This window comes from Pontibacter ramchanderi (assembly GCF_002846395.1).
Taxonomy (GTDB): domain Bacteria; phylum Bacteroidota; class Bacteroidia; order Cytophagales; family Hymenobacteraceae; genus Pontibacter; species Pontibacter ramchanderi.
In genome coordinates, this window is sequence record NZ_PJMU01000001.1 from 718,692 (window position 1) to 745,095 (window position 26,404).

At 51.9% G+C, this 26,404-nt stretch carries 23 protein-coding genes; 12 read left to right on the forward strand and 11 right to left on the reverse strand.

Annotated elements, in window-relative coordinates:
- The first annotated feature begins 193 nt into the window (after positions 1 to 193).
- The 3 genes from BD749_RS03050 to fbaA all read left to right on the forward strand — a co-directional run bounded on the left by BD749_RS03050 (position 194) and on the right by fbaA (position 4,068).
- On the forward strand, positions 194 to 1,342 hold the full coding sequence (locus tag BD749_RS03050) for an AI-2E family transporter (RefSeq protein WP_101442889.1): 1,149 nt from the start codon (positions 194 to 196) through the stop codon (positions 1,340 to 1,342).
- A gap of 139 nt (positions 1,343 to 1,481) precedes the next feature.
- Complete coding sequence (locus BD749_RS03055; RefSeq protein ID WP_101442890.1) at positions 1,482 to 2,891, forward strand: exonuclease domain-containing protein; 1,410 nt, start codon at positions 1,482 to 1,484, stop codon at positions 2,889 to 2,891.
- Between the two features lie 106 nt (positions 2,892 to 2,997).
- Entirely contained in the window at positions 2,998 to 4,068 is a 1,071-nt protein-coding gene (fbaA, locus tag BD749_RS03060) for a class II fructose-bisphosphate aldolase (RefSeq protein ID WP_101442891.1), read from the forward strand.
- A 57-nt stretch (positions 4,069 to 4,125) separates the two neighbouring features.
- Here the strand turns inward: fbaA and BD749_RS03065 are convergent, their stop codons facing one another.
- The 5 genes from BD749_RS03065 to BD749_RS03085 form a co-directional block, all read right to left on the reverse strand.
- Positions 4,126 to 5,064, reverse strand: a complete 939-nt coding sequence (locus tag BD749_RS03065) for a 1-phosphofructokinase family hexose kinase (protein ID WP_101442892.1) — start codon at positions 5,062 to 5,064, stop codon at positions 4,126 to 4,128.
- An 82-nt stretch (positions 5,065 to 5,146) separates the two neighbouring features.
- Positions 5,147 to 7,549 (reverse strand): glycoside hydrolase family 65 protein, encoded by a 2,403-nt coding sequence (locus BD749_RS03070; RefSeq protein ID WP_101442893.1) that lies wholly within the window; start codon positions 7,547 to 7,549, stop codon positions 5,147 to 5,149.
- The gene (gene otsB, locus BD749_RS03075; protein WP_101442894.1) at positions 7,542 to 8,363 is read right to left on the reverse strand and encodes a trehalose-phosphatase; all 822 of its coding nucleotides are present in this window, start codon (positions 8,361 to 8,363) and stop codon (positions 7,542 to 7,544) included. Before otsB ends, BD749_RS03070 begins: the two co-directional genes overlap by 8 nt.
- Positions 8,364 to 8,399: 36 nt before the next feature.
- Positions 8,400 to 9,146 carry an HAD family hydrolase gene (locus BD749_RS03080; protein ID WP_101442895.1) on the reverse strand — a complete coding sequence of 249 codons (747 nt, stop codon included), beginning with the start codon at positions 9,144 to 9,146 and terminating at the stop codon, positions 8,400 to 8,402.
- 101 nt (positions 9,147 to 9,247) lie between these two features.
- Positions 9,248 to 9,433 (reverse strand): hypothetical protein, encoded by a 186-nt coding sequence (locus BD749_RS03085; protein ID WP_101442896.1) that lies wholly within the window; start codon positions 9,431 to 9,433, stop codon positions 9,248 to 9,250.
- 239 nt (positions 9,434 to 9,672) lie between these two features.
- Here BD749_RS03085 and pgi point away from each other — a divergent pair, with 239 nt between their 5' ends.
- Positions 9,673 to 11,322: a glucose-6-phosphate isomerase gene (gene pgi, locus BD749_RS03090; protein ID WP_101442897.1), complete on the forward strand. Its 1,650-nt coding sequence runs from the start codon at positions 9,673 to 9,675 to the stop codon at positions 11,320 to 11,322.
- A 47-nt stretch (positions 11,323 to 11,369) separates the two neighbouring features.
- Positions 11,370 to 12,968 (forward strand): hypothetical protein, encoded by a 1,599-nt coding sequence (locus BD749_RS03095; protein WP_143741220.1) that lies wholly within the window; start codon positions 11,370 to 11,372, stop codon positions 12,966 to 12,968.
- 17 nt (positions 12,969 to 12,985) lie between these two features.
- Here the strand turns inward: BD749_RS03095 and BD749_RS03100 are convergent, their stop codons facing one another.
- Positions 12,986 to 14,053, reverse strand: a complete 1,068-nt coding sequence (locus tag BD749_RS03100) for a DNA topoisomerase IB (RefSeq protein ID WP_101442899.1) — start codon at positions 14,051 to 14,053, stop codon at positions 12,986 to 12,988.
- Positions 14,054 to 14,194: 141 nt separating this feature from the next.
- On the opposite strand from BD749_RS03100, the gene BD749_RS03105 reads away from it, so the two are divergent.
- From BD749_RS03105 to BD749_RS03120, 4 genes are all read left to right on the forward strand, one after another.
- Positions 14,195 to 14,605, forward strand: coding sequence for a hypothetical protein (locus BD749_RS03105; protein WP_101442900.1), 411 nt, complete (start codon positions 14,195 to 14,197; stop codon positions 14,603 to 14,605).
- Positions 14,606 to 14,695: 90 nt separating this feature from the next.
- Positions 14,696 to 17,545, forward strand: a complete 2,850-nt coding sequence (locus tag BD749_RS03110) for a M16 family metallopeptidase (RefSeq protein ID WP_101442901.1) — start codon at positions 14,696 to 14,698, stop codon at positions 17,543 to 17,545.
- A gap of 223 nt (positions 17,546 to 17,768) precedes the next feature.
- Positions 17,769 to 18,605: a M48 family metalloprotease gene (locus BD749_RS03115; RefSeq protein WP_101442902.1), complete on the forward strand. Its 837-nt coding sequence runs from the start codon at positions 17,769 to 17,771 to the stop codon at positions 18,603 to 18,605.
- Positions 18,606 to 18,660: 55 nt separating this feature from the next.
- Positions 18,661 to 19,800, forward strand: a complete 1,140-nt coding sequence (locus BD749_RS03120) for an App1 family protein (RefSeq protein ID WP_101442903.1) — start codon at positions 18,661 to 18,663, stop codon at positions 19,798 to 19,800.
- 87 nt (positions 19,801 to 19,887) lie between these two features.
- On the opposite strand, the gene BD749_RS03125 is transcribed toward BD749_RS03120, so the two are convergent.
- Together BD749_RS03125 and mtgA are read right to left on the reverse strand one after the other, a co-directional pair.
- Complete coding sequence (locus BD749_RS03125; protein WP_101442904.1) at positions 19,888 to 20,382, reverse strand: YybH family protein; 495 nt, start codon at positions 20,380 to 20,382, stop codon at positions 19,888 to 19,890.
- Positions 20,369 to 21,106 carry a monofunctional biosynthetic peptidoglycan transglycosylase gene (gene mtgA, locus BD749_RS03130; protein ID WP_101442905.1) on the reverse strand — a complete coding sequence of 246 codons (738 nt, stop codon included), beginning with the start codon at positions 21,104 to 21,106 and terminating at the stop codon, positions 20,369 to 20,371. The genes BD749_RS03125 and mtgA overlap by 14 nt, the downstream gene beginning before the upstream one ends.
- A gap of 158 nt (positions 21,107 to 21,264) precedes the next feature.
- Here mtgA and BD749_RS03135 point away from each other — a divergent pair, with 158 nt between their 5' ends.
- Positions 21,265 to 21,900, forward strand: a complete 636-nt coding sequence (locus BD749_RS03135; RefSeq protein WP_101442906.1) for an LON peptidase substrate-binding domain-containing protein — start codon at positions 21,265 to 21,267, stop codon at positions 21,898 to 21,900.
- Complete coding sequence (locus tag BD749_RS03140) at positions 21,900 to 23,129, forward strand: metallophosphoesterase family protein (RefSeq protein ID WP_101442907.1); 1,230 nt, start codon at positions 21,900 to 21,902, stop codon at positions 23,127 to 23,129. Before BD749_RS03135 ends, BD749_RS03140 begins: the two co-directional genes overlap by 1 nt.
- 8 nt (positions 23,130 to 23,137) lie before the next feature.
- Here BD749_RS03140 and BD749_RS03145 read toward each other — a convergent pair whose 3' ends face one another.
- Together BD749_RS03145 and BD749_RS03150 are read right to left on the reverse strand one after the other, a co-directional pair.
- Entirely contained in the window at positions 23,138 to 24,037 is a 900-nt protein-coding gene (locus tag BD749_RS03145; RefSeq protein WP_101442908.1) for a diacylglycerol/lipid kinase family protein, read from the reverse strand.
- Positions 24,038 to 24,074: 37 nt separating this feature from the next.
- A complete protein-coding gene (locus BD749_RS03150) occupies positions 24,075 to 24,884 on the reverse strand; it encodes a M48 family metalloprotease (RefSeq protein ID WP_101442909.1) in 810 nt (269 codons plus the stop codon).
- A gap of 266 nt (positions 24,885 to 25,150) precedes the next feature.
- Between BD749_RS03150 and BD749_RS03155 the strand changes: the two genes are divergently transcribed.
- Positions 25,151 to 25,342: a hypothetical protein gene (locus BD749_RS03155; RefSeq protein WP_245868665.1), complete on the forward strand. Its 192-nt coding sequence runs from the start codon at positions 25,151 to 25,153 to the stop codon at positions 25,340 to 25,342.
- 72 nt (positions 25,343 to 25,414) lie between these two features.
- Here the strand turns inward: BD749_RS03155 and BD749_RS03160 are convergent, their stop codons facing one another.
- The gene (locus BD749_RS03160) at positions 25,415 to 26,230 is read right to left on the reverse strand and encodes a murein L,D-transpeptidase catalytic domain family protein (protein WP_101442911.1); all 816 of its coding nucleotides are present in this window, start codon (positions 26,228 to 26,230) and stop codon (positions 25,415 to 25,417) included.
- Between the last annotated feature and the right edge of the window lie 174 nt (positions 26,231 to 26,404).

Here is a 26,404-nt window from a genome sequence, read left to right on the forward strand (position 1 = left end):
TTAAATACATCAACTACTTCTATACAACCAATGCAGATTGCTTACAGTTCACAAAACGTAAATAAAAACTGTAGCATAATTTAGCTAAATTTATTAGCATAAAAATATTTAGATTTAACTATACTTAAGCACTACTTTTGCTGGCATCAATGCGGTTAAACACAGGCCGTATACCTTAATACTTGCGCACCCTATGGAGATCAAATTACCCCGTTATTTTAAGTTCGTCATCGTATTGCTGGGGCTCTTCCTGTTAATATGGATACTGCAAAGTTTTAAATCCATCCTGATGCCGCTGGCCTTTGCCCTGCTGTTTGCCCTTCTATTGTTGCCGCTCACACGTGACCTGGAGAAGTTCCGCTTTCCGAGGGCGCTGGCCATTCTGATTAGCATCGTACTGGTCGTGATCGTGCTGGCGCTTGTCATCTGGTTCTTGTCGATGCAGGTTATCAGTCTTACCTCGGAGCTGGACACCATCGGCAAAAACTTCGATGCCTTGCTCATGAAAGTGCAGGAATACCTTTACCACAATTTTGGCATCCAACCGGCCAACAAGAGCGAACTGTTCCGAAACCTGGTGGGCGGACTTCAGGAAATTTCGACCACTTTTGTCGGGAGCACGATTTCCCTGACCACAGGCGCCCTGACCATGATTACCATCGTGCCCATCTTCGTGTTCTGTTTTCTGTATTACCGCAATCACCTGGAGCAGTTCATGTACAAGTTTGTGTCGAAAGAGCGGCGCGGCAGCCTGAACCATACCGTGGAAAACATACAGGTTGTGGCACAGAGCTACATTTCTGGTCTGATGATCGTGATTGTGATCGTAGCTTTGCTCAACTCGGCGGGTCTGCTTATGCTGGGGGTCAAGTATGCCATCTTCTTCGGCGTGTTCGCCTCCATCCTCACCATCATACCTTACATTGGTATATTGATCGGGGCCCTGCTTCCGGCCCTGTTTACGCTGGCCACTACGGGCCAACTGTTCGACGCTGTGCTGGTAGTGCTGGTGTTTATGTTCGTGCAGTTTCTGGAGGGTAACTTCATTACGCCCTACATCGTCGGCTCAAAAGTAAGTATCAATCCGTTCTCGGCTATTGTGGCCTTGCTGATCGGTGGCGAAATCTGGGGGGCGGCGGGTATGATCATCTCCATACCTATGATCGCGATCCTCAAAGTGCTGTTCGACGCCTACGAGCCACTGCGGCCCTTCGGATTCCTGTTGGCTGACATCGACGAGGTGAAAGACCAGAAGGCAGGGCGCTTCCGGAAGATGTTTGACAAGCTCCGTGAAAAGGCAAAAAGAGAACGCTACGAGGATGATCAAGAAGCCGGGAGATAGGGCTGCTTTGCTAAAGTTATTTGCATGAAGGTGTGCTTGCATACGATTTGAAACGTATTGCTAAAAATATTGGTTTACAGTGTAGCCCCGCAGGTATAGCACTGCGGGCAGCAGCTTGAAGCCTTAAAAGAGAACCAGCTTGTACGCCATCATAGACATTGAGACAACGGGTAGCCAACCCACCCAGGACAAGATCACCGAGATAGCCATCTTCATTCACGATGGCAAGGAGATTGTGGACCAGTATAGCACCCTGGTTAATCCGCAGCGCCCTATACCTCACTATATCTCCCAGCTGACAGGCATTACCGACGACATGGTGCAGGATGCGCCCAAGTTCTATGAGGTGGCCAAAGAGATTGTGCAGTTCACGGAGGGTATGGTATTCGTAGCCCACAACGTGCGCTTCGACTATTCTTTCATTAAAAAGGAGTTCGCCGACCTGGGGTTTACTTTTCAGCGCAAGACACTTTGTACCGTGCGACTGAGCCGCTCGCTTATACCTGGCCTCCCTTCTTACTCGCTGGGTAAGCTGTGCAAGAGTATCGATATTCCGCTGCAGATGCGTCACCGCGCCATCGGCGATGCCGAGGCTACCGCTAAACTGTTCGACAAGCTGATCAAGATCAACCGTCCGGTGATTGACGGAGCGCAGCATATGGCGGACCCGGCCGAGCAGCTCAAAAACGAAATCAAAGCCTCACTCCTGCCACCTGCCATCAGCAAAGAGCAAGTGGATGCCCTGCCGACGGTGCCGGGCGTGTACTACTTTTACAACGAAGCGGGCGAGGTGATCTATGTGGGCAAGAGCATCAACATCAAAAAGCGCATCATCCAGCACTTCAACATCGACTACAAGAGCCGCAAGTCCATCGAGTTCAAGAACCAGATAGCCGACATCACTTACGAGCTGATGGGCAACGAACTGGTGGCCTTATTGTTTGAGTCGGCAGAGATTAAGCGCATGAAGCCGCACTACAACCGCCAGCAGCGGCGCAGTGTGTTCAACACGGGCATCTTCACCTACGAAGACGAGAACGGGTATAAGCGCCTGACCTTTGGCAGCGTGAACAAAGCCGACAATGTGAACATGACGCCTATCATCGCGCTCTCCAATCATTTTAAGGCCAAGGGTTTCCTATTCCATAAGGTATCTAAGTACAACCTTTGTCAGAAGCTGTGCGACCTCTACAAAACACCAGGTGCCTGCTTCGACTACCAGGTGCACATCTGCAAGGGGGCCTGTATTGGACAGGAAAGCCCTGAGGAGTACAACGCCCGTGTGGACGCCGCGATTGAGTCGTTTACCTATGAGCACAACAGCTTTGTGATTGTGGGCAAGGGGCGTGAGCTGGGCGAAAAATCAGTTGTGGTGGTGGAGCATGGCACTTACCTGGGATTCGGTTTCGTAGACGAATATTTCTCGGCCAGTTCGCTCAGCGATTTTAAGGCGGAGATCACGCGTTACAACGATAACAAAGACGTGCAGCAGATCATACGCGGTTACATGCGCGGCAAGCACAAAGACAAAGTGCTGGTTTTCGACTAGGCTATTCCTCCAGGTATAGACCTGCTTTTCTAAAGCCCTTGCCATCTATTTTCGGTTTAGAAATTATTTATCCTTAATTTCAAATCGAAATAAAACTTAAACATTCATGGAAAAACGTTTCAGATCAGGGGTATTGTTCGGCGATGAGGTTACAGAGCTGTTCAAGTATGCCAATGAGAATAACTTTGCGCTGCCAGCCGTTAACGTGATTGGCACAAACTCTATCAACGCAGTGCTGGAAACAGCCAAGTCGCTTAACTCACCTGTTATCATTCAGTTTTCGCACGGCGGTGCCACGTTCTTTGCTGGTAAGGGCCTTGACAATGCGGACCAGAAAGCCGCTATTGCAGGTGCCGTATCCGGTGCCCAGCATGTGCACCTGATGGCCGAGGCTTACGGGGTACCTGTAGTACTTCACACCGACCACGCTGCCAAGAAATTGCTTCCTTGGATCGACGGTTTATTGGACGCCGGTGAGAAATACTACGAGCAGCACGGCAAGCCGCTTTATAGCTCGCACATGCTAGACCTGTCGGAGGAAGAGATCAAAGAGAACATCGAGACCTGCGCCAGCTACTTCAAGCGCATGAACAAGATCGGTATGACCGTGGAGATCGAACTCGGCGTGACCGGTGGCGAGGAAGACGGCGTGGACAATACGGGCGTGGACAGCTCCCGCCTATATACCCAGCCTGATGAGGTGGCTTATGCCTACGAAGAATTGAAGAAAGTAAGCGACCGCTTTACCATTGCAGCGGCTTTCGGTAACGTGCACGGCGTATACAAACCAGGCAACGTAGAGCTTCGCCCGGAGATCCTGAAGAACTCACAGGACTTCATCAAAGAGAAATTCGGAACAGGTGATAACCCTGTCAACTTCGTCTTCCATGGTGGCTCTGGTTCTGAGAAAGCCAAAATTACGGAAGCGATCGGTTACGGTGCCATCAAAATGAACATCGACACCGACATGCAGTGGGCGTTCTGGGACGGCGTGAAGAACTACTACGAGTCGAAGCGTGACTACCTGCAAGGCCAGCTCGGCAACCCGGAAGGCGCTGACTCACCGAACAAAAAATACTATGACCCGCGTGTATGGCTGCGCAAAGGCGAAGAGAATTTCATCGCCAGACTGAAAGAGGCGTTTGAGGACCTGAATTGCGTGAACCGCAATGCTTAGGGTATAGCATTAAGCTTTTAGTAAGGGTGAGGCAAAAGCTTCACCTTTTTTTATGTTCTACTTATGGTCTGACAACCACTGATAAATCTCCTCGGTATCCTCTTTGCGGCAGAGCTCAGAGCCCGGTGTCATCGTGGCAGCAGTACCCGCTGCTACACCATAGCGTACTACCTCTTCCAACGGACAGCCTTTGAGCAAACTCAGCACAATACCGGCCACCATGCTATCACCGGCGCCAACGGCACTTTGTTGCTTCACGGTTGGCGGTACCACATAATGTATACCCGACTCCTTTGATGCCAGCATGGCGCCGCGCGGGCCAAGCGAAACGACCAGTACTTTACACTTACCTTCGTTCAGCACCTGCATGGCAAACTCCTCCTGCTCCATAGCAGAGATATGCTCTTTGCCAGCCAGTTTGGCCAGTTCGCCCAAATTGGGTTTGATCAGGTATAGGCCCTCACCTGCAGCTTTCACCAGCGCTTCACCGGATGTATCGACGATCAACTTAAAATTACGCTTGTGAGCAATCACCGCCATTTGATAATAGAAGTCATCCGGCACGCCTGGGGCAAGGCTACCGCTGGCAACAACGTACTCGGGCACCTGCTCCAGGCTCTCCAATTTTTCCAGTACCTGTTTCCACTCGCCCTCCTCTATATGCGGACCCGGCATACCAAAGCGGAATTGGTCGCCGGTGCTGTCTTCCATCACCATCAGGTTTTCGCGGGTCCAGCTTTTGGTCTGGCCCAACCAGTAGTCAACCCCTTCTTCTTTGAGCAGGTCACAGAGCTTCTCTCCGGCCGGACCACCGGCTAGCAACCAGGCAGAGGAGTCGCCGCCCAGTTTGCGAATGGCCCTGGAAACGTTTATGCCTCCCCCTCCCGGTTCATAAACAGGTTCTTCACAGCGAAGCTTCTTCTCGGGGAGTACTCGTTTCACATGCGTGCTTTTGTCCAGAGCAGGATTGATGGTGATGGTTATAATTCTATGCATGCTTCTTCAGGTTTCGTAAAAGCAATTTTGGTCGCAGATATAGGTATAGGCATGGAAGATTAACGAAAGCCCTACTTGTGTCTTAGCGCCGAATGTCGAATTCTTTTTGGTCACCGGTTTTGAAGGTATGCACCTGGCCGCGAACACCAATTTTCACCTCCTTAGACCAACCCCTGTCAAAGGTGATGATCATCTTGTTGGCTGTGAAGTTCACTTTTATCCAGTGGCCCCTATAGCGAAGTTGCAGGTCCAGGCAGGGCATTTCGTCCGGGAGCACCGGGTTAAGCCACAGCACATCATCACGTATCTCCAGACCGGTATAAGCGCGTTGCATCAGGTCCACTGTGCCAGCCATGGCACCCAGGTGTATACCTTCTGAAGTAGTTCCGCCCTGTATGTCTTCCAGATCACTCATCAACGCGATCTCGAAATTTTTCCAGGACCGCTTCCGGTCCGAACGGGCCAGCACCCAGGCGTGCACAATCTTACTCAGCGTGGAGCCGTGTGAGGTGCGTTGCTCGTAATAAGCAATGTTCTCCGGTATACTTTGCGGCTTGAAATCGTAGTTTAGTTGTTCGAAAACAGACAGAAGTTCGTCGGAGGAAAAAAGGTAGAAAAGCATCAGCACATCTGCCTGTTTGCTTGCTTTATACCTGTTCACATTGTCGCCTTCGCTTTCCAGAATGCGGTCGAGGCGCATGGCCTCTCCATGCACTGCCCTGTATTTCTCCCAGTCGAACTCCTCTAGTTTATCATACCCATCGAACTGCGCAATAATCCGGGTGTCTTCCAGGAAAGGCACGTACATGCGCTTGCTGATATCTTCCCAGCGTGTCAGGTCATCTGGCGTGATGTGCCGCTTGGTGAGCAACTCATCATACCGGGAGTCGTCGATCACGTTTTTGAGTTGCAGGGCCTTCTGTATTACCCAAACCGCCATTACATTGGTATAGGCATTGTTATTCAAACCGACTTCCGTTGAATCAGGGTACTCGGTGTGGTACTCGTCGGGCCCCACCACGTGCAGTATTTCATAACGGCCGGTTTCATGGTTCAGCGTCGCAATGGTTGACCAGAATTGGGCGATATCCAGCAGCATCTCGGCACCATGGTAACTGAGGAAGTCCATGTCTTCGGTGGCCTGGTAGTAGTGCCACACGTTGTAGGCCACCGCCGAACTGATGTGCCGTTGCAGGTAGGTGTTGTCGGGCAGCCAACGACCGGACTGGGGATTGAGGTGGATCACCTGGCTTTCTTCACGCCCGTTGCTGCCACTTTGCCAGGGAAACATCGCACCCTTATACCCTGCCTCTTTGGCGGCACTGCGGGCTTCGTTCAGGCGACGATAACGGTACATGAGCAACTCTCGCGTAATGGCGGGCAGGTGCAGGTTCAGGAAAGGAAAGATAAACAGCTCATCCCAGAAAATATGGCCCCGGTACGCCTCCCCGTGCCACCCACGGGCAGGAACGCCCACATCGAGGTCGACGGTATGGCCTGAAACGGTTTGCAGTAGATGGAAAACATGCAGTCGCAGAACAGACTGCACTTTAGTATTGCAGGCCGTGTAAAGGTCGCAGCGGTTCCAGAGTCGTTGCCATGCGCGTTTGTGCTCGTCCAGCGATTCCCCGAACGTACCTTGTCGGCTCATATTCTGACAGGCGTCCAGCAATGGCTCAGAGATGGCCCAGTCGCGTGAGGTATAGAGAAGCACAGCCTTTTCGAGACGAAGCGGCTGCGCTTGGTTTAGTTGCACCGTGAAATGGTGCGCTACATAACTTTGCTCGACCCTTGTTTGAGGTATAAGGCCACTGGCCTTGCCGCCCAGGTATAGCCTTGTGCGGGCTACCTGTGCCATGCGTGTCTTCGATTGCACGGTCTGCACCACCAGGTACATGCTCTCTTCGTCGTGCTGCCCCTGCTCCAATGTTATGAGGTGCTGACTGGCCAGGGCGCGGTAACGGGCTATGCCACTGTTGGTCACGCGCCCGTCCAGCGCGGCACGAAGTTCTATCTCGCCGGACCAGTTGACAGGGGTGAGCTGCCATTGCAAAGCTGCCAGGTGCGGATTAGCCATACTGACGATGCGGCGGGTATTGAGCTTTGTTTCGCGTCCTTTGCTGTCGCGGAAGTGCACATAGCGGCACAGCAGGCCATGTCGCAAATCGAGCTCCTGTTTGAAATCGAGCACTTCGACATTACTCAGGTGAAACCACTCTTCGCCCTGCTGTCGGAAAGAAACAGGCAGCCAGTTGGGCCAGTTCACTAAGTCCTCGTTCTCAATTTCCTTGCCTGCTACCTCCGAAGTGAGTCGGTTATACCCACCGGCCAGGTAGGTTCCCGGGTAGTTTAATTCCGGCTCTGCCTTGGCTTCCTCAAATGCTCCGCGGGTGGCAATGTAGCCGTTGCCCAGGGTGCAGAGCGCCTCACGCAAGGTTTGCTCTTTCGGCACCCATTTGTCATAGGTGATGCTCCATTCAGCCATGGCCTTGTGCTTTGATCGTGTCTGTCAGGCTATTCAGAAAAATGAGCACGTCATCCACGCTTTCCAGCCGATAGGTAGCGGCTGTTTTGTCGTCATGTTCCCCAACGAGTATGCCGATGCCTTGCTCCTGCAGGGCTGCAAAGGCATCTTCGTCTGTTATGTCATCGCCGATGTAGAGTGGCAGGTAGTTGGCATTGTTCAACCCCAGTTCCTCCATCAGCCATAGCACCGCCTTGCCCTTGTGCCAGTCCATGTTCGGTTTGAGTTCGTAGATTTTTTTGCCGTGTCCGATCTTCAGTTCAGGCATGCTGCTGAGCACTTCGTCCACAACTTTGCGTACCTGCTCAACCTGGTCATCGGCTACGTTGCGGAAATGCACGGCAATCGCGTAGCGCTTCCGCTCCACCAGACTCCCGGCTATTTCTTTCAGCTTTTCCTGTAGCACCAAATCGGCTTTGTCCAGCGCGGGCAGTGCAGCTTTAGCGCCACCCGGTTCCGAAGCCATAGCTCCCGGGCCAGTGATGTCAAATCCATGTGAGCCGGCATAATACAGGTTGTCGAGTTTGACAAGTTCTGCCACGTTCTGCCGGTCGCGCCCGCTCACCACGGCTACTTTTGTAACAGATGCCAGCTTGTGCAAGGCCTCTCGCATTTCGTCGGATAAGATGGCCATTTCAGGGCGCTGCACAATCGGCGTCAGGCAACCGTCGTAGTCGAGAAAGACGGCGGGGATTTTGTTGTTGAAATGCGCTTTGAGTTCGTTGAACTGTTTGAGAGCCGATGGCAGTTCGTGAGCCTCACGTTTCTGTATCATAAATGTCGGGGTTGGTTAAATGCAGACTTATTCAGACTAAACGGGTGGAAACTGTTGGATCACCAGATCGGCACCGCCTTCAATGAGGGCGGCTTCGTCGTGGGTACGGTCTATACCTACCACCAGGCCAAAGCCGCCTGCTTTGCCGGCCTGCACACCCTTGCGGGCATCTTCAAACACGGCGGCCTCCTGCGGCGCTATACCTAAGCGGCGTACTGCTTCCAGAAAAATATCCGGGGCGGGCTTGCCTTTCAGTCCCAACTGAGCCGATTGCAGTCCATCTACGTGCTCTTCAAACAAGTGCTCTATACCAGCAGCATGCAACACCTCCACGCAGTTCTTACTCGCCGATATAATGGCAGTGCGCATCCCCTTCTGCTTTTGGTGTCTGATCCAGGCAATGGTATCGTCATACACATCCACGCCTTCCTGTTTGAGCAGTTCCTGAAAGTACATGTTTTTCAGATTCCCGAGTCCACCGACTGTCTCCTGCCCTTCTTCATCCTCCGGGGCGCCCTCGGGCAGATTGATGCCGCGGGAAGCGAGGAAATTGCGCACGCCATCGTAGCGCGGGATACCATCAATATGCTCTCGGTAATCGGTGTCAATGTCGAGCGCCTCGTAATGCTTCCCCTCTTTCTCGCCACGCTGCTGCAGGTATGCGTCAAACATGCGTTTCCAGGCCTGCGCGTGCACCCGTGCCGTTTGCGTCACAACTCCGTCGAGATCGAAAATGAGGGCCTTGATGTTGTTATCCTGTAGTTTTTGCTGAAGGCTATTCATGTCGTCAATTCGTTAAAGAAAGCAGGATGACCAGGCTTCGACGAGCCGTTCAAACCTGCAGAGGCTAAACGTATGCGTAAGCGCAAGATAAGGTTGAACGCTTAAGGTATACCTTCTGTACGTTCATGGGGCGGTACGTCAGGCCCCTGCTCGGGTCGGTTAGCTGGATTAGTGCCGCCGGTGATATAGCCTGTATGGGCAGGAGGCGTGCGCTTGCCATCGTCTTCGCGAAGAATACCTGCTTTTGGTTTCGTTTTGTTTTCCGGCTCTTTTCTATCTTCTTTCATGCTTCCTGATTTGAAGTTAATCTTTTCTTTACCTTACATACGCAACTAAGCGACGCTTTGAATAGAAATATCTGGTTTATGACCTACGCAGGTAGCCGGTAAATGATACCTTTACGGACAGGCTTCTGAAAATACCTTAACTTTACGGCCTGCCGAAGGCAATACGTTTACTTAATATCAATAACCTGAAATATGCTTTCAGAGTAATTGGAGCCATAGACATTTTCACAAAATAAAACATGCTACACACCAACAACCCGACGACAACCAATGCCTGGAAAAAACTGGAAACACACTACGCCGAGCTGAAGCATCAGCACCTGCGTGACCTGTTTAAAGCCGACCCAAAACGCTTTGAGAAATTCTCGTACGAGGTGGACGGCACACTCTATGACTTCTCTAAAAACCGCATTACCGAAGAAACGCTGAACCTACTGACCGAACTGGCTGAGGAAATGCAGGTACCTGCTGCCATTGAAAGCATGCTGCGCGGTGACAAGATCAATGCTACCGAAGGCCGTGCTGTGCTGCATACCGCCCTGCGCAGTTTCACCGATCAGGAGCTGCTGGTAGAGGGCGAGAATGTGCTGGAAGAGGTACGCGACGTGCAACGCCAGATGAAGGCTTTCTGCGATCGCCTGCACAGCGGTGAATGGACGGGATACACCGGCAAAAAAGTGCGGCATGTGGTAAACATAGGTATAGGCGGCTCGCACCTGGGGCCGCAGATGGTGACGGAGGCACTCAAGAAATACCAGAAGCCAGATATTGAGGTACACTTCATCTCGAACGTGGACGGTACGGATGCAGCTGAGGTACTGCGCAAAGTCGATCCGGAGACAACCCTTTTCATCATCGCTTCCAAGACCTTCACAACAAAAGAAACCATCGCGAACGCTCACACGGCCCGCAGTTGGTTTCTTGAAACCGCCAAAGATGAAGCGCATGTAAGCAAGCATTTCGTAGCCCTTTCCACCAATACCGAGGCAGTTTCTAAGTTTGGCATTGCGCCGGAAAATACCTTCCGCTTCTGGGATTGGGTAGGCGGTCGTTTCTCGCTTTGGTCAGCCATTGGGTTATCGGTAGCATGTGCCCTGGGGTACGACAAATTTGAGGAACTGCTGCGCGGCGCCGAAGCCATGGACAAGCACCTGAAAAACACGCCGATGAGACAGAATATACCGGTGCTAATGGCTTTGCTGAGCGTGTGGTACACCAACTTTTTTGAGGCGCAGTCACACGCTGTGCTGCCTTACGACCAGTACCTGCGCCTGTTGCCGGAGTACTTGCAGCAGTTACAGATGGAGAGCAACGGCAAAACCGCTATGCGTAACGGTGAGTTTGTCAATTTTCAGACACAACCGGTGATCTGGGGCGCCGCCGGTACCAACGGGCAGCATTCCTTCTTCCAGTTGATTCACCAGGGTTCGGTGCTGATCCCTTCCGATTTTTTGGCCCCAGTGAACAGCCACAACCCGATCGGCGAGCACCACCCGATGCTTCTTTCTAACTTCTTTGCCCAGACCGAGGCGCTGATGAAAGGCAAGACCGAAGATGAAGTGCGTGACGAGTTGGAGAAAAAAGGAATGACTGGCGAAGAACTGGAGCAACTCGTTCCGCATAAAGTGTTCGAAGGCAACAAGCCATCCACTTCGATCATGTTTGATCTGCTCACGCCATTCGCTTTGGGCAGCCTGATCGCCATGTATGAGCACAAGACTTTTGTGCAGGGTGTGATCTGGAACGTGTACAGCTTCGACCAGTGGGGCGTGGAATTGGGTAAGCAACTGGCTGGTGCCATCGAAGAGGAATTGCTGCACAACAAAGAAGCCCAGCACGACAGCTCTACCTCCGGGTTGATCAACTTTTACAGACAAAAACGCAAATAGCGAAAACCTTGCAGGCTGTGTGCGTTTAAGGAGTGAATTCACACCTTATGCAGCACCTATACCTGAGATCGGCCTTACTACTCGCCCTTATATTGGCGCTGGGTAGTTGCGCCGACGATAATTTTTACCAGCAAGACGCTTTGGTGCAGCCGGGGGAGTATGACCTGCCCCCAGCTGGCACCGACAGCGTATGGATTGTGGCAGGCCGCCATTATGAGCGCAGCTGGTTCCATTACCTCTTCTGGGGCAAGCACCACCGCGACAGCTGGACCACACCGGTTATATTGCCTGTGTTTGAACTAGCGCGTGTACACGGGGGCATGCAGGTAGTCAAAAAAGGCGGCGGCTTCCAGACCAGCAGTTTCCAATTGCAAGACAGCCTCGGCCGCATCTACGCATTCCGCTCCATCGACAAAGACCCGGTGCTGGTGCTGGCCAAGTTCTGGCGCCCTACCTTCGTCACCAATATCCTGCGCGACCAGACTTCCTCGGCCAGCCCATACGGCGCCATGGTTATACCTGCTTTAGCCCGTGCTGCAGGTGTTTTCCATACCTCCCCCACGCTGTATTATGTTCCCAAAAACGACACATCGTTTGGAGAATATGCAGAGGCAGTGCAGGGCAAGGTATACATGCTGGAAGAGAAATTCGAGAGTATGGCTGACACGCTCCGGATGTTTGGTAATGTGGCCGGCTTTGTAAATTCAGATGAGGCGCTGCGCCTGCGCTACGAAACCAACACCCATCACTTTGACCAGAGAGCCTTCGCCCGTGCCCGCCTGTTGGATGTGCTCGTTGGAGACTGGGACCGCCACAAGGGCCAATGGGACTGGGCTGTTTATGCAGATAGTACTGACACCCTGTATCAACCCATACCCAAAGACCGCGATCAGGTTTTCCTTAAAATGGACGATGGTGCTATCCCCTTTATCGCGACCAGAAAACTGATGGCCCGCAAATTCAACTCTTTTGGCTCCAAGATCAAAGACGTGAAAGCGCTGATGATCAATGCCCGGTTCATTGACGAGCGCCTGCTGCATGAACTGACCCGTGAGGATTGGAAAGCGATTGCAAACGACCTGAAAAACAGGCTGACAGACGAGGTGATCGAGAAAGCAGTCCAAAACCTCCCTCCTTCTATCTATGCTTTCAATGGGGAGAGCGCCACTCAAAGTCTGAAAAACCGGCGCGACCAATTGCCAGACGTAGCAGTGGAGATGTATGAGCTGTTGGCAGGCCATGTGACGGTAGCCGGTACCGATCAGCCTGATTTGTTTCGGGTAAGGAGGCTCGATGATGATCGCACCGAAGTTACCCTTTCACGTCCCGCCCAAAACGCTATACCTGAAAAAGTGCTGTACCGCAGAATATTCCATACGAATGAAACCGAAAAGATCACATTGCACGGTCTCAGCGGCGATGACCAGTTTTTGATTGAAGGAGATGTTGCCGAAGGTATACTGGTTGAGGTGTACGGCGGCCTGGGCGAGGATGAAATCGTGGATCGATCTTCTGTAAAGGGATGGCGCAAAATGACTCATATCTACGACACTGAGCGTGGCAACAAAATCGACTTCGGTACCGAAGCCAAAGACTTCACCACCCGAGATGTCAGAGTCCACGCCTATGACCGCGAAGGAAACTGATCTAACTTTCTAACTTTCTAACTTCTAAGGCTTTTCTCCAGCATTTTCAGCACAAACGATTCCATACTCGAAAGTTGTTCGGTTTTGGACCTGGTGGGATCATGCTTTTTGAGGTAGTTCAGCAGTTTGTCTTCCCGAAAGAGGTTCACTACTTCGGGGTGAATGTAATATTTGCTGCACACTGTTGGGGTATTGCCCAAGCCTTTTGCTACTTCTTTTACCGCCTCTTTTATACCTTTCTCCTTGTCTATTTCCGGGTTCTCATCGATGACGCGCTCCAAACACTCTACCATCCGCACGGTACCGCCCCAGGTTCTGAAATCCTTTGCTGTGAAGTCATGGGCTGTCACTTCACGCAGGTACTCGTTTACGTCGCCCGACTCCAGGGTCTGCCTTTCTCCATCTTCGTCATAATACTGAAACAGATCGTAACCAGGTATGTCTTTGCACTTCTTCACAAGCTGCGCCAGGCGCCGGTCCTTCAGGTCGATCTTCTGTTCCACTCCTTTTTTGCCCACAAACGAAAAGGTGACGGTGCTACCATTAAAAGTCACATGCCGGTCACGCAGCGTGGTGAGCCCGTAGGACTTGTTTGACTTAGCGTAGGCGCGGTTGCCGATCCGGATCAGTGCGTTGTCGAGGATGGAGAGCACCAGTGCCGTCACTTTGCGCTTGTCGAGCTTGCGTGACTGGATGTCTTTCTGAATATGCTCCCGCAAGGCTGGCAGGGACTTACCGAAGGCGATCATGCGGCCGAACTTAGTCAGGTTACGGGCATTCTGCCACTCGGGGTGGTAGATGTACTGCTTACGCCCTTTGTCGTCGCGACCGGTGGCCTGCAGGTGTCCGCGAGGCGTGTTCGATATCCAGACTTCGGTCCAGGCGGGCGGTATCACCAGCTTTTTGATGCGCTCGAGCGTTTTTTCATCGCTCACTTTTTCGCCTTTGCTGTTGAGATAGTAAAACCCGTTGCCGGCTTTTTTACGTGTGAGCCCCGGCTTTTCGTCGGAGGTATAGCGCAGGCCGGCCCACTCTGCCGAAAGTGCCGGATCCTTATGTAAATTATGCAGTTCTTCTTTTGTCATTTGTTGAGGCATTAGGCACCTCCTGCCCATAATACTTCAATACCCAGTAAAAGTTATTCGACCGCAGGGCAGGTATGGGCATCGGGTTATACCTGCTCAACAATTACCGCTATATTTGCTTCCGTAAAAAAAGACAAGCACATGACCATTCATAAACAAATTTCCTACCTCTACGCCTTCTTTGGCGTGTTCATGCTGGGCTGTGGCGCCGTAGCCGTTGACGTAGCCGGCGAACAGGCTCGTACCGCTCTCATAACAGGTATAGCCGGAGGCCTGCTTGCCCTGATTGCCGGACACTTTCTGAACCGCCGCAAACGCTGGGGCTTCCTGCTGGGCACAGCAGAGGCGGGGCTCCTCACCTTGCTATTAGGATGGCGCTCCGGCACCTACTTTATCCGTCTCCTCGAAATGGTGCAGCAAGCTCCTGAACCGAACTCGACCCAGACGGCAGGTATGGCTTTCCTGCTCACCACGGCTATGCTGGTGGTTGCACTTTTGACGCTGGCCGTGTCCGTGATGTTCGCCAAACAAGTGTTCGCCGAGACAAAATAGGCGTTCGTCTATATTTCCTCATAGCATTAAACCTTTATATGTTATATTGGTCCTAACATAAGACCAATCGTTCACCTAAAACAAGTATTTATGCTTCAGAAAATCGGTTTGAGCATCGTGCTAACGGCCAGTGTGGTCAGTGCAGCAGAGGCGCAGACAAAACTCGTGGAAAAGGTAACCAAGAAAGGCGATGAGCTGGTTATACCTTACGAAAAATACAAGCTGGCCAATGGCCTCACCCTGATTGTGCACGAAGATCACTCCGATCCGGTTGTGCATGTGGACGTGACCTACCACGTGGGCTCGGCTCGCGAAGAAGTGGGCAAGTCCGGCTTCGCGCACTTCTTTGAGCACATGATGTTCCAGGGCTCCGACAACGTGGCCGACGAAGAGCACTTCAAGATCGTGTCGGATGCAGGAGGAACGCTGAATGGCACGACCAACCGTGACCGCACCAACTACTTCGAAACCGTGCCAAGCAACCAACTCGAAACAGCCCTTTGGCTGGAGGCGGACCGCATGGGCTTCCTGCTCGACGCCGTTACCCAGAAGAAATTCGAGGTGCAGCGCGAGACGGTGAAGAACGAGCGTGGCCAGAACTACGACAACCGTCCTTACGGGCTGGTGTACGAGAAGACTTCCCAGAATCTTTACCCCTACGGCCACCCGTACTCCTGGACCACGATTGGTTATATTGAGGACCTGAACCGCGTGAACGTAGACGACCTGAAGAACTTCTTCCTGCGCTGGTACGGCCCGAACAACGCCACTGTGACAGTAGGTGGTGATGTGAACCCGGCTGATGTAGTGAAGCTGGTGGAGAAATATTTCGGTTCTATACCTGTTGGTCCTGCCGTGCAGGACATGAAACCAATGGTCGCTTCCCTAACTGCGGACCGTTACGTTTCTTACGAAGACAATATCCGCTTCCCGATGCTACGCGTAACGTATCCAGTGCCTGAGGCTGGTCACAAAGACGAGCACGCGCTGGACGTACTGGCCGAGATCCTGGGACAGGGACGTAACTCCATCTTCTATAAAAACTTCGTGAAAGAGCAGAAAGCCCTGCAGGCTTCTGCCATGAACTCTACCTCTGAATTGGCCGGCGAGTTCGGTATCTCCATCATGGCCTTCCCGAACAGCACCCTGGCGCAAATGGAGGAACTGATGCGCAAGTCGATTGCTGAGTTTGAAACACGCGGTGTGACCGACGAGGACCTGCAGCGTTATAAAGCCTCTGCTGAGTCGAGCCTGATCAACCGCATGGCGAGCGTGAGCGGAAAAGTGTCGCAACTGGCAGCGTACGAGACCTTCCGCAACAACCCGAACTACCTGCAAGAGGAAATCCGCCGTATCAACGCCCTCACAAAAGACGACGTCGTGCGTGTGTACAACCAGTACATCAAGGGCAAGCCTGCCGTTATCCTGAGTGTAGTGCCAAAAGGCAAGCCTGAGGTGGTAGCCAAAGCCGACAACTACACCGTTGACACCAAGGTATCGGTAGCTGAGCCTCAGGACTACAGTGGCCTGAGCTATACCAAGGCAGTTGACTCCTTTGACCGCAGCAAGCGCCCGGTGGCAGGCCAAGCCAAAGCAGTGAGCGTACCAAACTTCTATACGGCCAAGTTCAAGAACGGCATGAAGGTGATCGGCACCAAGTCCGACGAGATCCCAACCGTCACGATTCAGCTTTCTATACCTGGCGGACACCGTTTGCTGGCCAACAACCCAGGCAAAGCGGGTATTGCTTCGCTCACAGCCTCTTTGATGAACGAAGACACGGAGAACTATACCTCGGAAGCCTTCACAAGCGAGCTCGACAAATTGGGCAGCTCTATCCGCATCTTCTCTGGTGCAGAAGAGACCTATGTAACAGTGCAAGCGCTAAAGAAGAACCTGGACAAAACTCTGGTACTGCTTGAGGAGCGTCTGTTCCGTCCAAAATTCGCGCAGGACGACTTTGAACGTCTGAAAAAGCAGCAATTGGAAGGTATAGCCAACCAGAGCACTCAGCCGACGGCCATTGCCAGCAGCGTATACAACAAACTGCTTTATGGCGACAGCCACATCATGGCTATACCTACTTCAGGTACAGCCGAGTCAGTTACCAGCATCACGCTGGACGATGTGAAGCAGTTCTATACAACTAATTTCACCCCTACCGGCGCTGAGTTGGTAGTAGTAGGCGACATCAACGAAAAAGAGATCATCGGCAAACTCGGCTTCCTGAAAAACTGGAAGAAGAAAAACGTAACGATGCCAGCCGACGTGAAAGCCCCTGCCATCGCTTCGACTAAAATCTACTTCGTTGACAAGCCGGACGCTGCGCAGTCCGAGATCAGAATCGGTTACGTGGCCCTTCCTTACGATGCGACCGGCGAGTACTATAAAACTTCGCTGATGAACTTCGTGCTGGGTGGTGCCTTCAACAGCCGCATCAACCTGAATCTGCGCGAGGACAAAGGCTATACCTATGGTGCCCGTTCAGGCTTCGGTGGCAGCCGCTTTGCTGGCCCATACACGGCTTCTGCCGGTGTTCGCGCCGATGCTACAGCCGCTTCTGTTGTGGAGTTCATGAAAGAGATCAACGACTTCAGAACCAAAGGCATCACCGAAGACGAGTTGCAGTTCATGAAAAACTCGATCGGTCAGTCTGATGCCCGTCAGTACGAGACGCCTGCACAAAAGGCGAACTTCCTGGGCCGCATCCTGCGCTACGACCTGAAAAAGGACTACGTAAGCAAGCAGACGCAGATCCTCAACAACATGACCAAACAGGAGATCGATGCGCTGGCAGCCAAGCACCTGCCATCTGACAAAATGCACATTGTGGTAGTGGGCGACAAGAAAACCGTGTTGCCAGAACTGCAGAAACTGAGTTACGAAGTGGTGGAGCTGGATACGAACGGGAACCCTGTGGGTACCTCATCCGTAAAATAGACCATACTACACTTGAAAAAAAGCCCCTGAAATTCAGGGGCTTTTTTATTTGCACATTCTTTTGTCAGCATCTCCCGACACACTCTTTCAAACAAGGCTAATTTTATTCCGTAAGCGCATACTAAAATCTATTAGCGCAAGTTTTAAGCAGGCTGCGGGGTAATGGTGAAACAAACGTTTTACCTCCGCACAGCTCAGAACTAAATTTATCACTCTTACTTAAATGATGAAGATTTTCAATCGTACTGCACCCTGGCTGTTTGCTTGTGCCAGTGTGTTTTTAATGAGCAGTTGTAAAGACAATGAAGGCGTCATCTTCTCTACGCAGGATGACATCCGTTTAGGACAGCAGGTATCGCAGCAGGTAGACTCTACCTTTCGGGCGCAGGGCAAGTTACTGGAGCGCAACTCTTCCAATGCCAATGTACAAAAAGCCTATACCCACCTCGACCGCATCGTGAACCGCGTGCTCAATTCCGGGGAGATCAAGTACCGGAATGAGTTTGCCTGGACCGTGAAGATTATCGACGATCGCGAAACACTGAATGCCTTTGCCGCACCAGGCGGGTATATTTATGTTTATACCGGCCTGATGAAATTTCTGGACGACGAAGACCACTTTGCCGGGGTACTGGCCCACGAAATAGCCCATGCCGATAAAAGACACAGCGTGCAGCAATTGCAGCGTGACTATGGTATTGCCCTGCTACTCTCGGTTGCGCTGGGTAACAATGCCGGCACGCTGCAACAGATAGCCGCCCAGTTGGCCGGTACGCTGGCTGGTTTGCGCTTTAGCCGCGGTGCTGAAACGGAAGCCGACAATGCCTCGGTGGTATACCTGGACGGCACTGACTACTATGCCTGCGACGGCGCGGCTGGTTTCTTCGTGAAGCTCAATTCCCAGGCACAGAGCAGCAATCCGCCAGAGTTCCTGAGTACGCACCCCAACCCGGAAAACCGCGTGGAGAACATTCAGCAACAGGCACGGCAGCGCAACTGCTCCACCACCGGAGCTGCTGACACGGATTTTAACGAGCTGAAGAAAAGCCTGAACCTATAACCAGAAAAGGTCTGCCCAAAGCAGGCCTTTCTGTTTAACCCTATACCTGCAGACTATGAAAAAAATAAAGACCACCGCCGCAAAAGCCGTTTTGAAAGCCGAAGAAAAGTTTGATACCCTGACCTTTAACTTGCGTCGCAAGCTGAACATGTTCGGTCCGCTGCACATCATGGCCTACCGCAGCTATGGCACCCCTACCCGCCTCTATGTCAAAGGTCGCGTTTTGGTCGACAAAGGCATCACGGTGTCGGAGGAAAACGATTCGCTGTGGGAGAACATCCTGAACATGTATAAACGGTTCAATAGCCGCGAGATACCGGGAGCCCGTGTGGAGCTATGCCTCGGTGACCAGAAGCACGAGATCACCACTGATGTAGAAGGATACTTTGTGCTGAACCTCGCCCCTGAAAAGCCCTTGGTGCTCGACGATATCTGGCACACAATCGATATCACGCTCTCAGAAGCTCCGGTCGACTTTGAAGGTCCGGTTAAAGCGCAGGCGCATGTGCTGGTGCCGCCACCCGATGCTGAGTACGGCATCATTAGCGACATCGACGACACCATTGTGCGAACGGGCGCTACCAGTCTGATGCAGACCGGCCGAAACGTGTTGCTCAACAATGCACACTCCCGCATCCCTTTCCACGGGGTGTCCTCCTTCTACAAGTCGCTGCAACTAGGCCGGAACGGCAAGCGCAACAACCCCTTTTTCTATGTTTCGAGCAGTCCCTGGAACACCTACGATTTACTCTATCATTTTCTGGAACTGAACGAGATTCCGCAAGGGCCGCTCCTGCTTCGCGATTTTGGAATAGACGAGAGCAAGCTCGGTGCCTCCGACCACATGAGCCACAAGTACAAGGAGATCGAGAACATTCTGATCACTTACCCGGAGCTGAAGTTTATCCTGATCGGAGACAGCGGCCAGCAGGATGCCGAGATATATGCCGAAGTGGTACGAAAACACCCCGGCCGCGTACTGGCCATCTATATCCGGGACGTCAACATCGCAAAGCATACCACCAAGGTGGTGAAGATCTTCGACGAATTTAAGGATAGCAAAGAAGTGGAAATGGTACTGGTGAAGGAAACTCTGGAGGCCGCCGAACACGCTGCGGGTTGTGGTTACATCTTCACGGAGGAACTGCCGGAAATTGCCAAAGAAACCGAAGTGGATGCCGCGGGAGATGAATAGAAGTTGGGAAGTTAAAAAAGTAGAAAGTTAGAAAGTGACGCCTTGAGACAACCAACTTTCTAACTTTTGACTTCTCACCTTTCTAACTCAACTAGAATGGTCTGCTACAATTTTCCAGCCTTCCGGGAAGCGCTTGAGGATGATGGAGAAGTGGCCCTGGAGATCACCTAGTTGGGCTTCCCGCTGCAAGTGCCATTTCCCTACCACCAGCATGTGGTCGGCGGCCAAGTGGCGCATCTCTTTCAGGTCGAATGTCAATCGGCCCATCGCTGCCGGGTCGGGGTAGCTTTTGCGGTAATTGTCGAGGGTCTTCTGCCAGCCATAGGTCAGGCCACTCTTTCCCACAAACAACAGCGAATCCGACTTCCAGTAGTCCTGCATGAAGCAGTCGAGGTTGCCCTGGCTCCAGCAGGCTGATTGCGAGGCCAGCATATCGCGTACCTGTGCTTCTGCAGTGGCTGCATCGTGCTGGGCTGGAGCGTTTGCGTTGCGCGTTAGCTGCCTTTCTTCCTGCTGCTTGCAGCCTGCGAAGGTAATCCCTATACCTAGTAATAGGGTGATTATCAACTTATTTCTTTTCATCTTTCTCAGGAAGTATGGTTTTGATGTATGTAGTGCCACCTAGTCGGCCCATAGCGCGGGCGATGCGGTACTGCCGCCCCATTACATAAGCCGAAGGCCGACCGGCATTGTAGCGGATTGGGTTTGGAAGAACCGCCGCCAAACGGGCTGCCTCTTGTCGCCCAACCTTAGCGGCCGGTTTTTTAAAATATTTCTGGGAAGCCGCCTCTACACCAAACACCCCATCTCCCATTTCGGCAATATTCAGGTATACCTCCAGTATACGCTGTTTGCCCCAAAGCACCTCGATCAGAAAAGTAAAGTAGGCTTCTACCGCCTTGCGCAGGTAACTGCGGCCGTGCCACAGAAAAACGTTCTTGGCCACCTGCTGGCTAATGGTGCTGCCCCCCCTGATGTTCTTCCCTTTCTGATTGCGCTTAAACGCATCGGCGATGGCATCAAAGTCGAAGCCGCTGTGCTCCAGGAAGAGCTGGTCCTCGGACGCCACAACGGCCAGCGGCAACTGCTCCGACATCTCCTCTAACGGAACGTAGGTATACCTGATCGCGGCTTCCGACCGCTGCGCGGTCCCGGCCTCCGCACGGCGTTTCACCATATGCAAGGTTACAGGCGGTGCCACCCAACGGTATACCAACACCCACAGCACACTCAGGAGCACGAGGCTCAGCAAAAGCTTTGTGACGATAAGCCTGATCTCACGAAAGCCCAGCCGTTTTTTCTTCATTTTAAGCGCTTGAAAATAAGTGCGCAAAGCTAAGTGTTTTGGCTCATAATGCAACAAAAGCAGCCTACCTGAATTGTAATCCTTAACATGGCTCTGAACATACCCGTATTGCGTATACAAAACCGCTACTTGCCTGTTATACTACTAAAGAACAAACCATGCAAAAGTATTTACCTTTGTTTCCTCTGAATATTGTGGTCTTCCCGGGCGAGAAACTGAACCTGCACATCTTCGAACCCCGCTACAAGCAACTGGTCTACGATTGCATTGAAAGTGGTGGCACCTTTGGTATACCTACCTACATTAACAACGGCGTGGGCATGTATGGTACCGAGATCAAGTTGCTGCAGGTCGAGAAAAAATACGAAACTGGCGAAATGGACATACGCACACAGGGCATCGGCATTTTTAAAATACTGGAGTTCGATCGGCAGGCACCTGGCAGGCTGTATGCCGGCGGTCAGGTGGAGGAAGTTGAAAACCTGGCCGACGAGGACATTGTCACCAAAGAGCAAATACGCGAGAAATTGCAAGAACTGTATACAGCCCTGGGTATAAGCAGCATCCTGATGGACCTACCTGATAACTTCTCCTCCTACGACATTGCCCACCACCTGGGCCTTAACACAGAGCAGGAGTATACCTTGCTGCAATGCAACAGCGAAGCCCTACGACAGGAAATGATCCTGCAGCACCTGCTCCAGGTGCTGCCTATTGTAACCGAGACGGAGCGACTGAAGGAGCGCGTAAAGCTCAACGGCCATTTTAAAAACCTTACACCACCCAACTTCTAATGCTGCTATACTTTCTGATCATACCAACTGTGCTGTTTTTAGTTTTTGGGCTGTTCAGTTATTGGCAGGAGCTCAAGTACCGCAATAAGCCTTTCTACAGACTATCGGATGTGGGTTGGCGCAAATGCCTGCCGAAGCCAGAGGCCAAACTAGTACACAGCATCGCTTTTATGGGCGACATCGGCTACGTGGCCATTGATGGTACAGACCCTGTTATGCGGCTTCTGGAGGAATGGCAGCAGAATACGGGCCCCGATGGTAGCGTCCTGTTTCTGGGTGATAACCTATACCCTGTCGGGCTACCCGCCGAAACGCACCGCCACTACCCGGCCGCCAAGGCGCGACTCGATTTTCTACTGCAGCAGATGGGGGCTTACGCAGGTCGTAAGATTTTTCTGAGCGGTAACCACGACTGGAACAAGGGCCGCCACAACGGACTGGAGTATGTGCTGCGGCAGGAGCAATACGTTGTCGAAACCCTTCAGGACGAGAACAGTTACCTGCCCCGCCACGGCTGCCCTGGTCCGGAAGCCATCCAGTTGGCCGAAGGACTGCTCCTGGTCATCATCAATACGCAATGGTGGGTACAGCGGGGCGAAAAGCCGATAGGCAGAGCGCAGGGCTGCCCCTATGATGACATCGAAGAATTTTTTCTGCGCCTGAACAAAATCCTGCGCCGAAATAAACACCAGCGCGTTGTAGTGGCCGCACATCACCCGCTTTACAGCAATGCCCTGCACGGTGGCAAGTTCACAATCAAACAGCACATATTTCCGCTCACGGCTGCTCATAAGCGTTTCTACATCCCCTTGCCAATTTTCGGTTCACTATACCCGTTTTACCGTAAACTCTTCGGCGCTTACGAAGACATGTCGCACCGAAAATACCGCAAGATGCGCAAACGCCTGCTCCGTATCTTTCACCAGTATAGCAACATTGTGTATGTGGCTGGCCACGACCATAACCTGCAGCATTTCGAGGTGCGTGACAACCACTACATCGTGAGCGGCTCCGGCAGCAAAACCTCATTCGTAAAAAAGGGTGGTAAAGCAACTTTCACGCTGGAGCAACGGGGCTTCTTTGTACTTAACTATTACGACACAGGTGAGGTATGGATAGAGGCGCTGGCTGTTCCGGAAGGAGAAACTGCTTCAATGCCCGGCACGGTCGTCTTCAGAAAAGAACTCGCTTCCGTTCCTCTTCCAAAGGAACAGACGCAGCAGGTATAGCCTCTAGATTATTCAGGTATAGGCAGAATCACTTTCAGGCTCTTGGCGTGCATCGTTACTTTAATCTCCTCTCCCAACTCAGCCGGCTCCCCATCAATATGCACTACCTCATGGTCTACATTGTAAACAGTGGCCCGCCGACAACTGATGCGCCGCGTGTAGATAGAGCCGTCAATGTTGTCGGTGTACATGCGGTATAGCAAAACCGGCGCAGCAGCTTTGGGGAAGGGCTCTATCAGGCAGATCTCGAATCGGCCGTCGTTCAGGATACCGCTGGGGTTAATGGCGGCATTGCTGCCAAAGGCATTGGCATTGGCGATCGTTACCATAAAGGCCTCCCCCTCAAAATTCTCGGTATCGGTTTCTATGCGGTAAAACTTTGGTTCGTACTGAATGTATTCCTGAAGGGCAATCCAGGCGTAGGCGCCCGGCCCGCGCTTATCCCCTTCACAAAAACGCTTTACGACCAGCGCATTGAAACCCAGATCGCTTAGATGAATAGATGGATGCCCGTTCAGATCGATGGTATCGATGTTGCGCACCACATGCTCGTGTAGCAGCTGCAGGGCTTCTTCAGTATCCTGTGGTATACCTAAGTCTTTTGAGAGTCCGTTGCCGGAGCCAAGCGGTATTATTCCCAAAGGAGTTTGCGTGCCGATCAGCAAAGCCCCGACCAGGCTAACTGTACCATCTCCACCTACTGCAAATACGGCGTCGTAATTGTCCTGCTCAATGCGCTTCTTTATCTCACCTGCATCATTTTTTCCTGTGGTGCGGTAAAGGGTGCAGTTAAGCTGATGCTCAGCACATGTAGTCTTTATTTCGTCTTCCAGTTCTTCCTTATCTATATCTCCTGCAATGGGGTTCACCACAAAAAGCAGGTTGCGGAGTTTCTTTTCTTCTTTCATGTAATTGAGTTAGTCTCAGAATGAAGGTGGGTATAGCTTATTGTACTAAACCTGCTGGCAGGCCGTTTGGGTATTCCTGCTGAATGGCACGCTCTATTTCGGCAATCCGGTTGCCTGGGTTAGGGTGAGTCTGTGTAAACTCGGGACCGCGGGCACCACCGCTGGCCTCTTCCAATATGCGCATTACCTCTATCATCGCGCGCGGGTCGTAACCGGCCTCGCCTGTAAGGCGCACCGCCAGCTTGTCCGATTCCAACTCGTCTTCACGGCCATAGCGCATGTTCATCAGCTTACCGATCATGGCGGCGGCAATGGCACCGGTCTGGGAGGCAGGGTTGTCCGGGTCGTAGGTTGCAATGGCAGCCGCACCGGTCAGGCCCTGGGTTAGTTTCGCCTTGGCCAATTGCTGTGCAGAGTGCCGCCCCACCACATGCCCGATTTCATGCCCCAGCACCCCGGCCAGTTGCGCCTCCGAACTCAGCCGGCGGAGCAGGCCCGCCGTGATAAAGATCTGCCCGCCAGGCAAGGCAAAGGCATTAACAGTCTCTTCATCGGCCAGCAAATGAAAATCGAACTTGTAGGGTGTTTCGCTCACGCGGGTGCTCTGCACAAGGCGCTGCCCAATTGCATTTACTTCGGCCCTTGCCTGCTCGTCTGGATGAAGTCCTCCGTATTGGGAGGCCATTTGTGGGGCAGCCTGCAGGCCCAAGGCTATCTCCTGCTCCACCGTCATATCGACGTGCTGCATCTGGCCGGTAAACTCATTCTCCTGCCTGTTGCACCAGTATGTAACCAGCGACACGGCCGCGATCAGGATGGCGATGATAAATTTTACGATTCCTCTCATTCTATTTCTATAACTACATGTCTCTTTAATTAAACGCTGCGCAACGTCATATCCACAGCCAGTCACTTATCATCGTGACGGTATGATTCGCACCTTCATATACTTTCAACGCCGTAAAAAGTATACGCAGATATCCTTAAAATATAAGAGCGCACAACAAAGGAAGCGTTATAGAACATATAAATAGTCACCCTATTTTATATGATTTTCGTAATACACTAAAATCGCTGGAAAAGCAGCTTCAATTAAAACTGAAAATTATGAATATGAAAAGAACATTCGGTGCCATTCTGACCATATTAGGTATAGTGGGCATCATCTGGGGGGCTTATGCTTTCGTGATGGGAGGCGACGGAGCCGCTATCGGCCAGTACACTGCCGTTGTGCCTTTTATTGTTGGCCTTATCTTCTTCTTTGCAGGCATCAACCTGGTAAAAACAACAAAGGACCAGACTTAAAAACAGATCCCGCTTAAAGCAAAAAAGCCACGCCTTTACCAGGCGTGGCTTTTTTGCTTTATTTTTGACTGCCTATCCGTTCAGGGGCAAAGTCTCCTGAAGCGAGGCAAAACCTTCGACCGCTCTCTCTGTGTTCAGGTAGTCAGAAGTATAGTTCTTGTCTGCGCTGTGGATGTATAGCACCGTGTTATTCTTGATCAGTTCAATCACATCGCCGGAAATGGCACGCGGCACGGCAGGGCAACCCAAGCTACGACCCAGGCGGCCGTACTGCTTCACAAAATCCTCGCTCACATAGTCTGCCCCATGCAACACGATGGCGCGCTCCATGGCTTTGGAGTTGAACTGCTCGTCCATACCTGCCAGACGCAAGGAAAGGCCATGTTTGCCATAATAGGTTTTATCTGTCAGGTAAAAGCCCATGCTGCTCATGTTGGAATTGGGCTCATTCGAAAATTTCTCTGCTTTTACATTACCAGTATTGCGACCGTGCGCCACCAGATTGTTGTAAACCACTTTGCCGGCATCGAGATCAATGATCCACATGCGCTTCAGGTTGCTAGGCTTCGTAAAGTCTACTACTGTCAGAATCTGCTTGTCGGCTGCTGTTAAGGCATCCTGCTTGAAATTGTGGTAACCAGTATAAGCACGCTCAAATACGTTGTATGAGAGTCCGGCCTTTTTTAAGCCAGCTCTGTTGTACACCTCCAGCACATGTTCATCAAAAGCGATCTTCTTCTCTGCGAAAGAAAGGTTGGCAAGCGAAGCAGGGTTTAGAACAGAAGCAGCAGTGCGTGCCATCGGATCTGATTCGTCGTGTCGCGCCCCACCAGGAGTGGCGACCAGCATGAAACTAAGGGCAAAAGAGGTGACAATGGCTCTTATCATAGGGTTAGTATTCTTATCAGATTTTACGCAATTACTGTACTAACAGGGAAAAACACAACAATTGTTCCCCCAAACGATGTTAATGTCCTATTTTTAGGCCCTCATACCGCCTATCGGCCATACTTATTAGCTAAACGTTTGTATACCTGACACTTAGTATACATAGCCATCACA

Bases quoted from the DNA above. Each gene is read 5' to 3' on its own strand.
- BD749_RS03105 (WP_101442900.1), top strand. From the start codon at position 14,195: ATGACCATTCATAAACAAATTTCCTACCTCTACGCCTTCTTTGGCGTG.
- BD749_RS03110 (WP_101442901.1), top strand. From the start codon at position 14,696: ATGCTTCAGAAAATCGGTTTGAGCATCGTGCTAACGGCCAGTGTGGTC.
- BD749_RS03100 (WP_101442899.1), bottom strand. From the start codon at position 14,053: ATGACAAAAGAAGAACTGCATAATTTACATAAGGATCCGGCACTTTCG.
- BD749_RS03145 (WP_101442908.1), bottom strand. From the start codon at position 24,037: ATGAAAGAAGAAAAGAAACTCCGCAACCTGCTTTTTGTGGTGAACCCC.
- BD749_RS03125 (WP_101442904.1), bottom strand. From the start codon at position 20,382: ATGAAAAGAAATAAGTTGATAATCACCCTATTACTAGGTATAGGGATT.
- BD749_RS03120 (WP_101442903.1), top strand. From the start codon at position 18,661: ATGAAAAAAATAAAGACCACCGCCGCAAAAGCCGTTTTGAAAGCCGAA.
- BD749_RS03115 (WP_101442902.1), top strand. From the start codon at position 17,769: ATGATGAAGATTTTCAATCGTACTGCACCCTGGCTGTTTGCTTGTGCC.
- BD749_RS03095 (WP_143741220.1), top strand. From the start codon at position 11,370: ATGCAGCACCTATACCTGAGATCGGCCTTACTACTCGCCCTTATATTG.
- BD749_RS03070 (WP_101442893.1), bottom strand. From the start codon at position 7,549: ATGGCTGAATGGAGCATCACCTATGACAAATGGGTGCCGAAAGAGCAA.
- BD749_RS03080 (WP_101442895.1), bottom strand. From the start codon at position 9,146: ATGAATAGCCTTCAGCAAAAACTACAGGATAACAACATCAAGGCCCTC.
- BD749_RS03065 (WP_101442892.1), bottom strand. From the start codon at position 5,064: ATGCATAGAATTATAACCATCACCATCAATCCTGCTCTGGACAAAAGC.
- BD749_RS03140 (WP_101442907.1), top strand. From the start codon at position 21,900: ATGCTGCTATACTTTCTGATCATACCAACTGTGCTGTTTTTAGTTTTT.
- BD749_RS03155 (WP_245868665.1), top strand. From the start codon at position 25,151: ATGAAAAGAACATTCGGTGCCATTCTGACCATATTAGGTATAGTGGGC.
- mtgA (WP_101442905.1), bottom strand. From the start codon at position 21,106: ATGAAGAAAAAACGGCTGGGCTTTCGTGAGATCAGGCTTATCGTCACA.
- otsB (WP_101442894.1), bottom strand. From the start codon at position 8,363: ATGATACAGAAACGTGAGGCTCACGAACTGCCATCGGCTCTCAAACAG.
- BD749_RS03085 (WP_101442896.1), bottom strand. From the start codon at position 9,433: ATGAAAGAAGATAGAAAAGAGCCGGAAAACAAAACGAAACCAAAAGCA.
- BD749_RS03050 (WP_101442889.1), top strand. From the start codon at position 194: ATGGAGATCAAATTACCCCGTTATTTTAAGTTCGTCATCGTATTGCTG.
- pgi (WP_101442897.1), top strand. From the start codon at position 9,673: ATGCTACACACCAACAACCCGACGACAACCAATGCCTGGAAAAAACTG.
- BD749_RS03160 (WP_101442911.1), bottom strand. From the start codon at position 26,230: ATGATAAGAGCCATTGTCACCTCTTTTGCCCTTAGTTTCATGCTGGTC.
- fbaA (WP_101442891.1), top strand. From the start codon at position 2,998: ATGGAAAAACGTTTCAGATCAGGGGTATTGTTCGGCGATGAGGTTACA.
- BD749_RS03135 (WP_101442906.1), top strand. From the start codon at position 21,265: ATGCAAAAGTATTTACCTTTGTTTCCTCTGAATATTGTGGTCTTCCCG.
- BD749_RS03150 (WP_101442909.1), bottom strand. From the start codon at position 24,884: ATGAGAGGAATCGTAAAATTTATCATCGCCATCCTGATCGCGGCCGTG.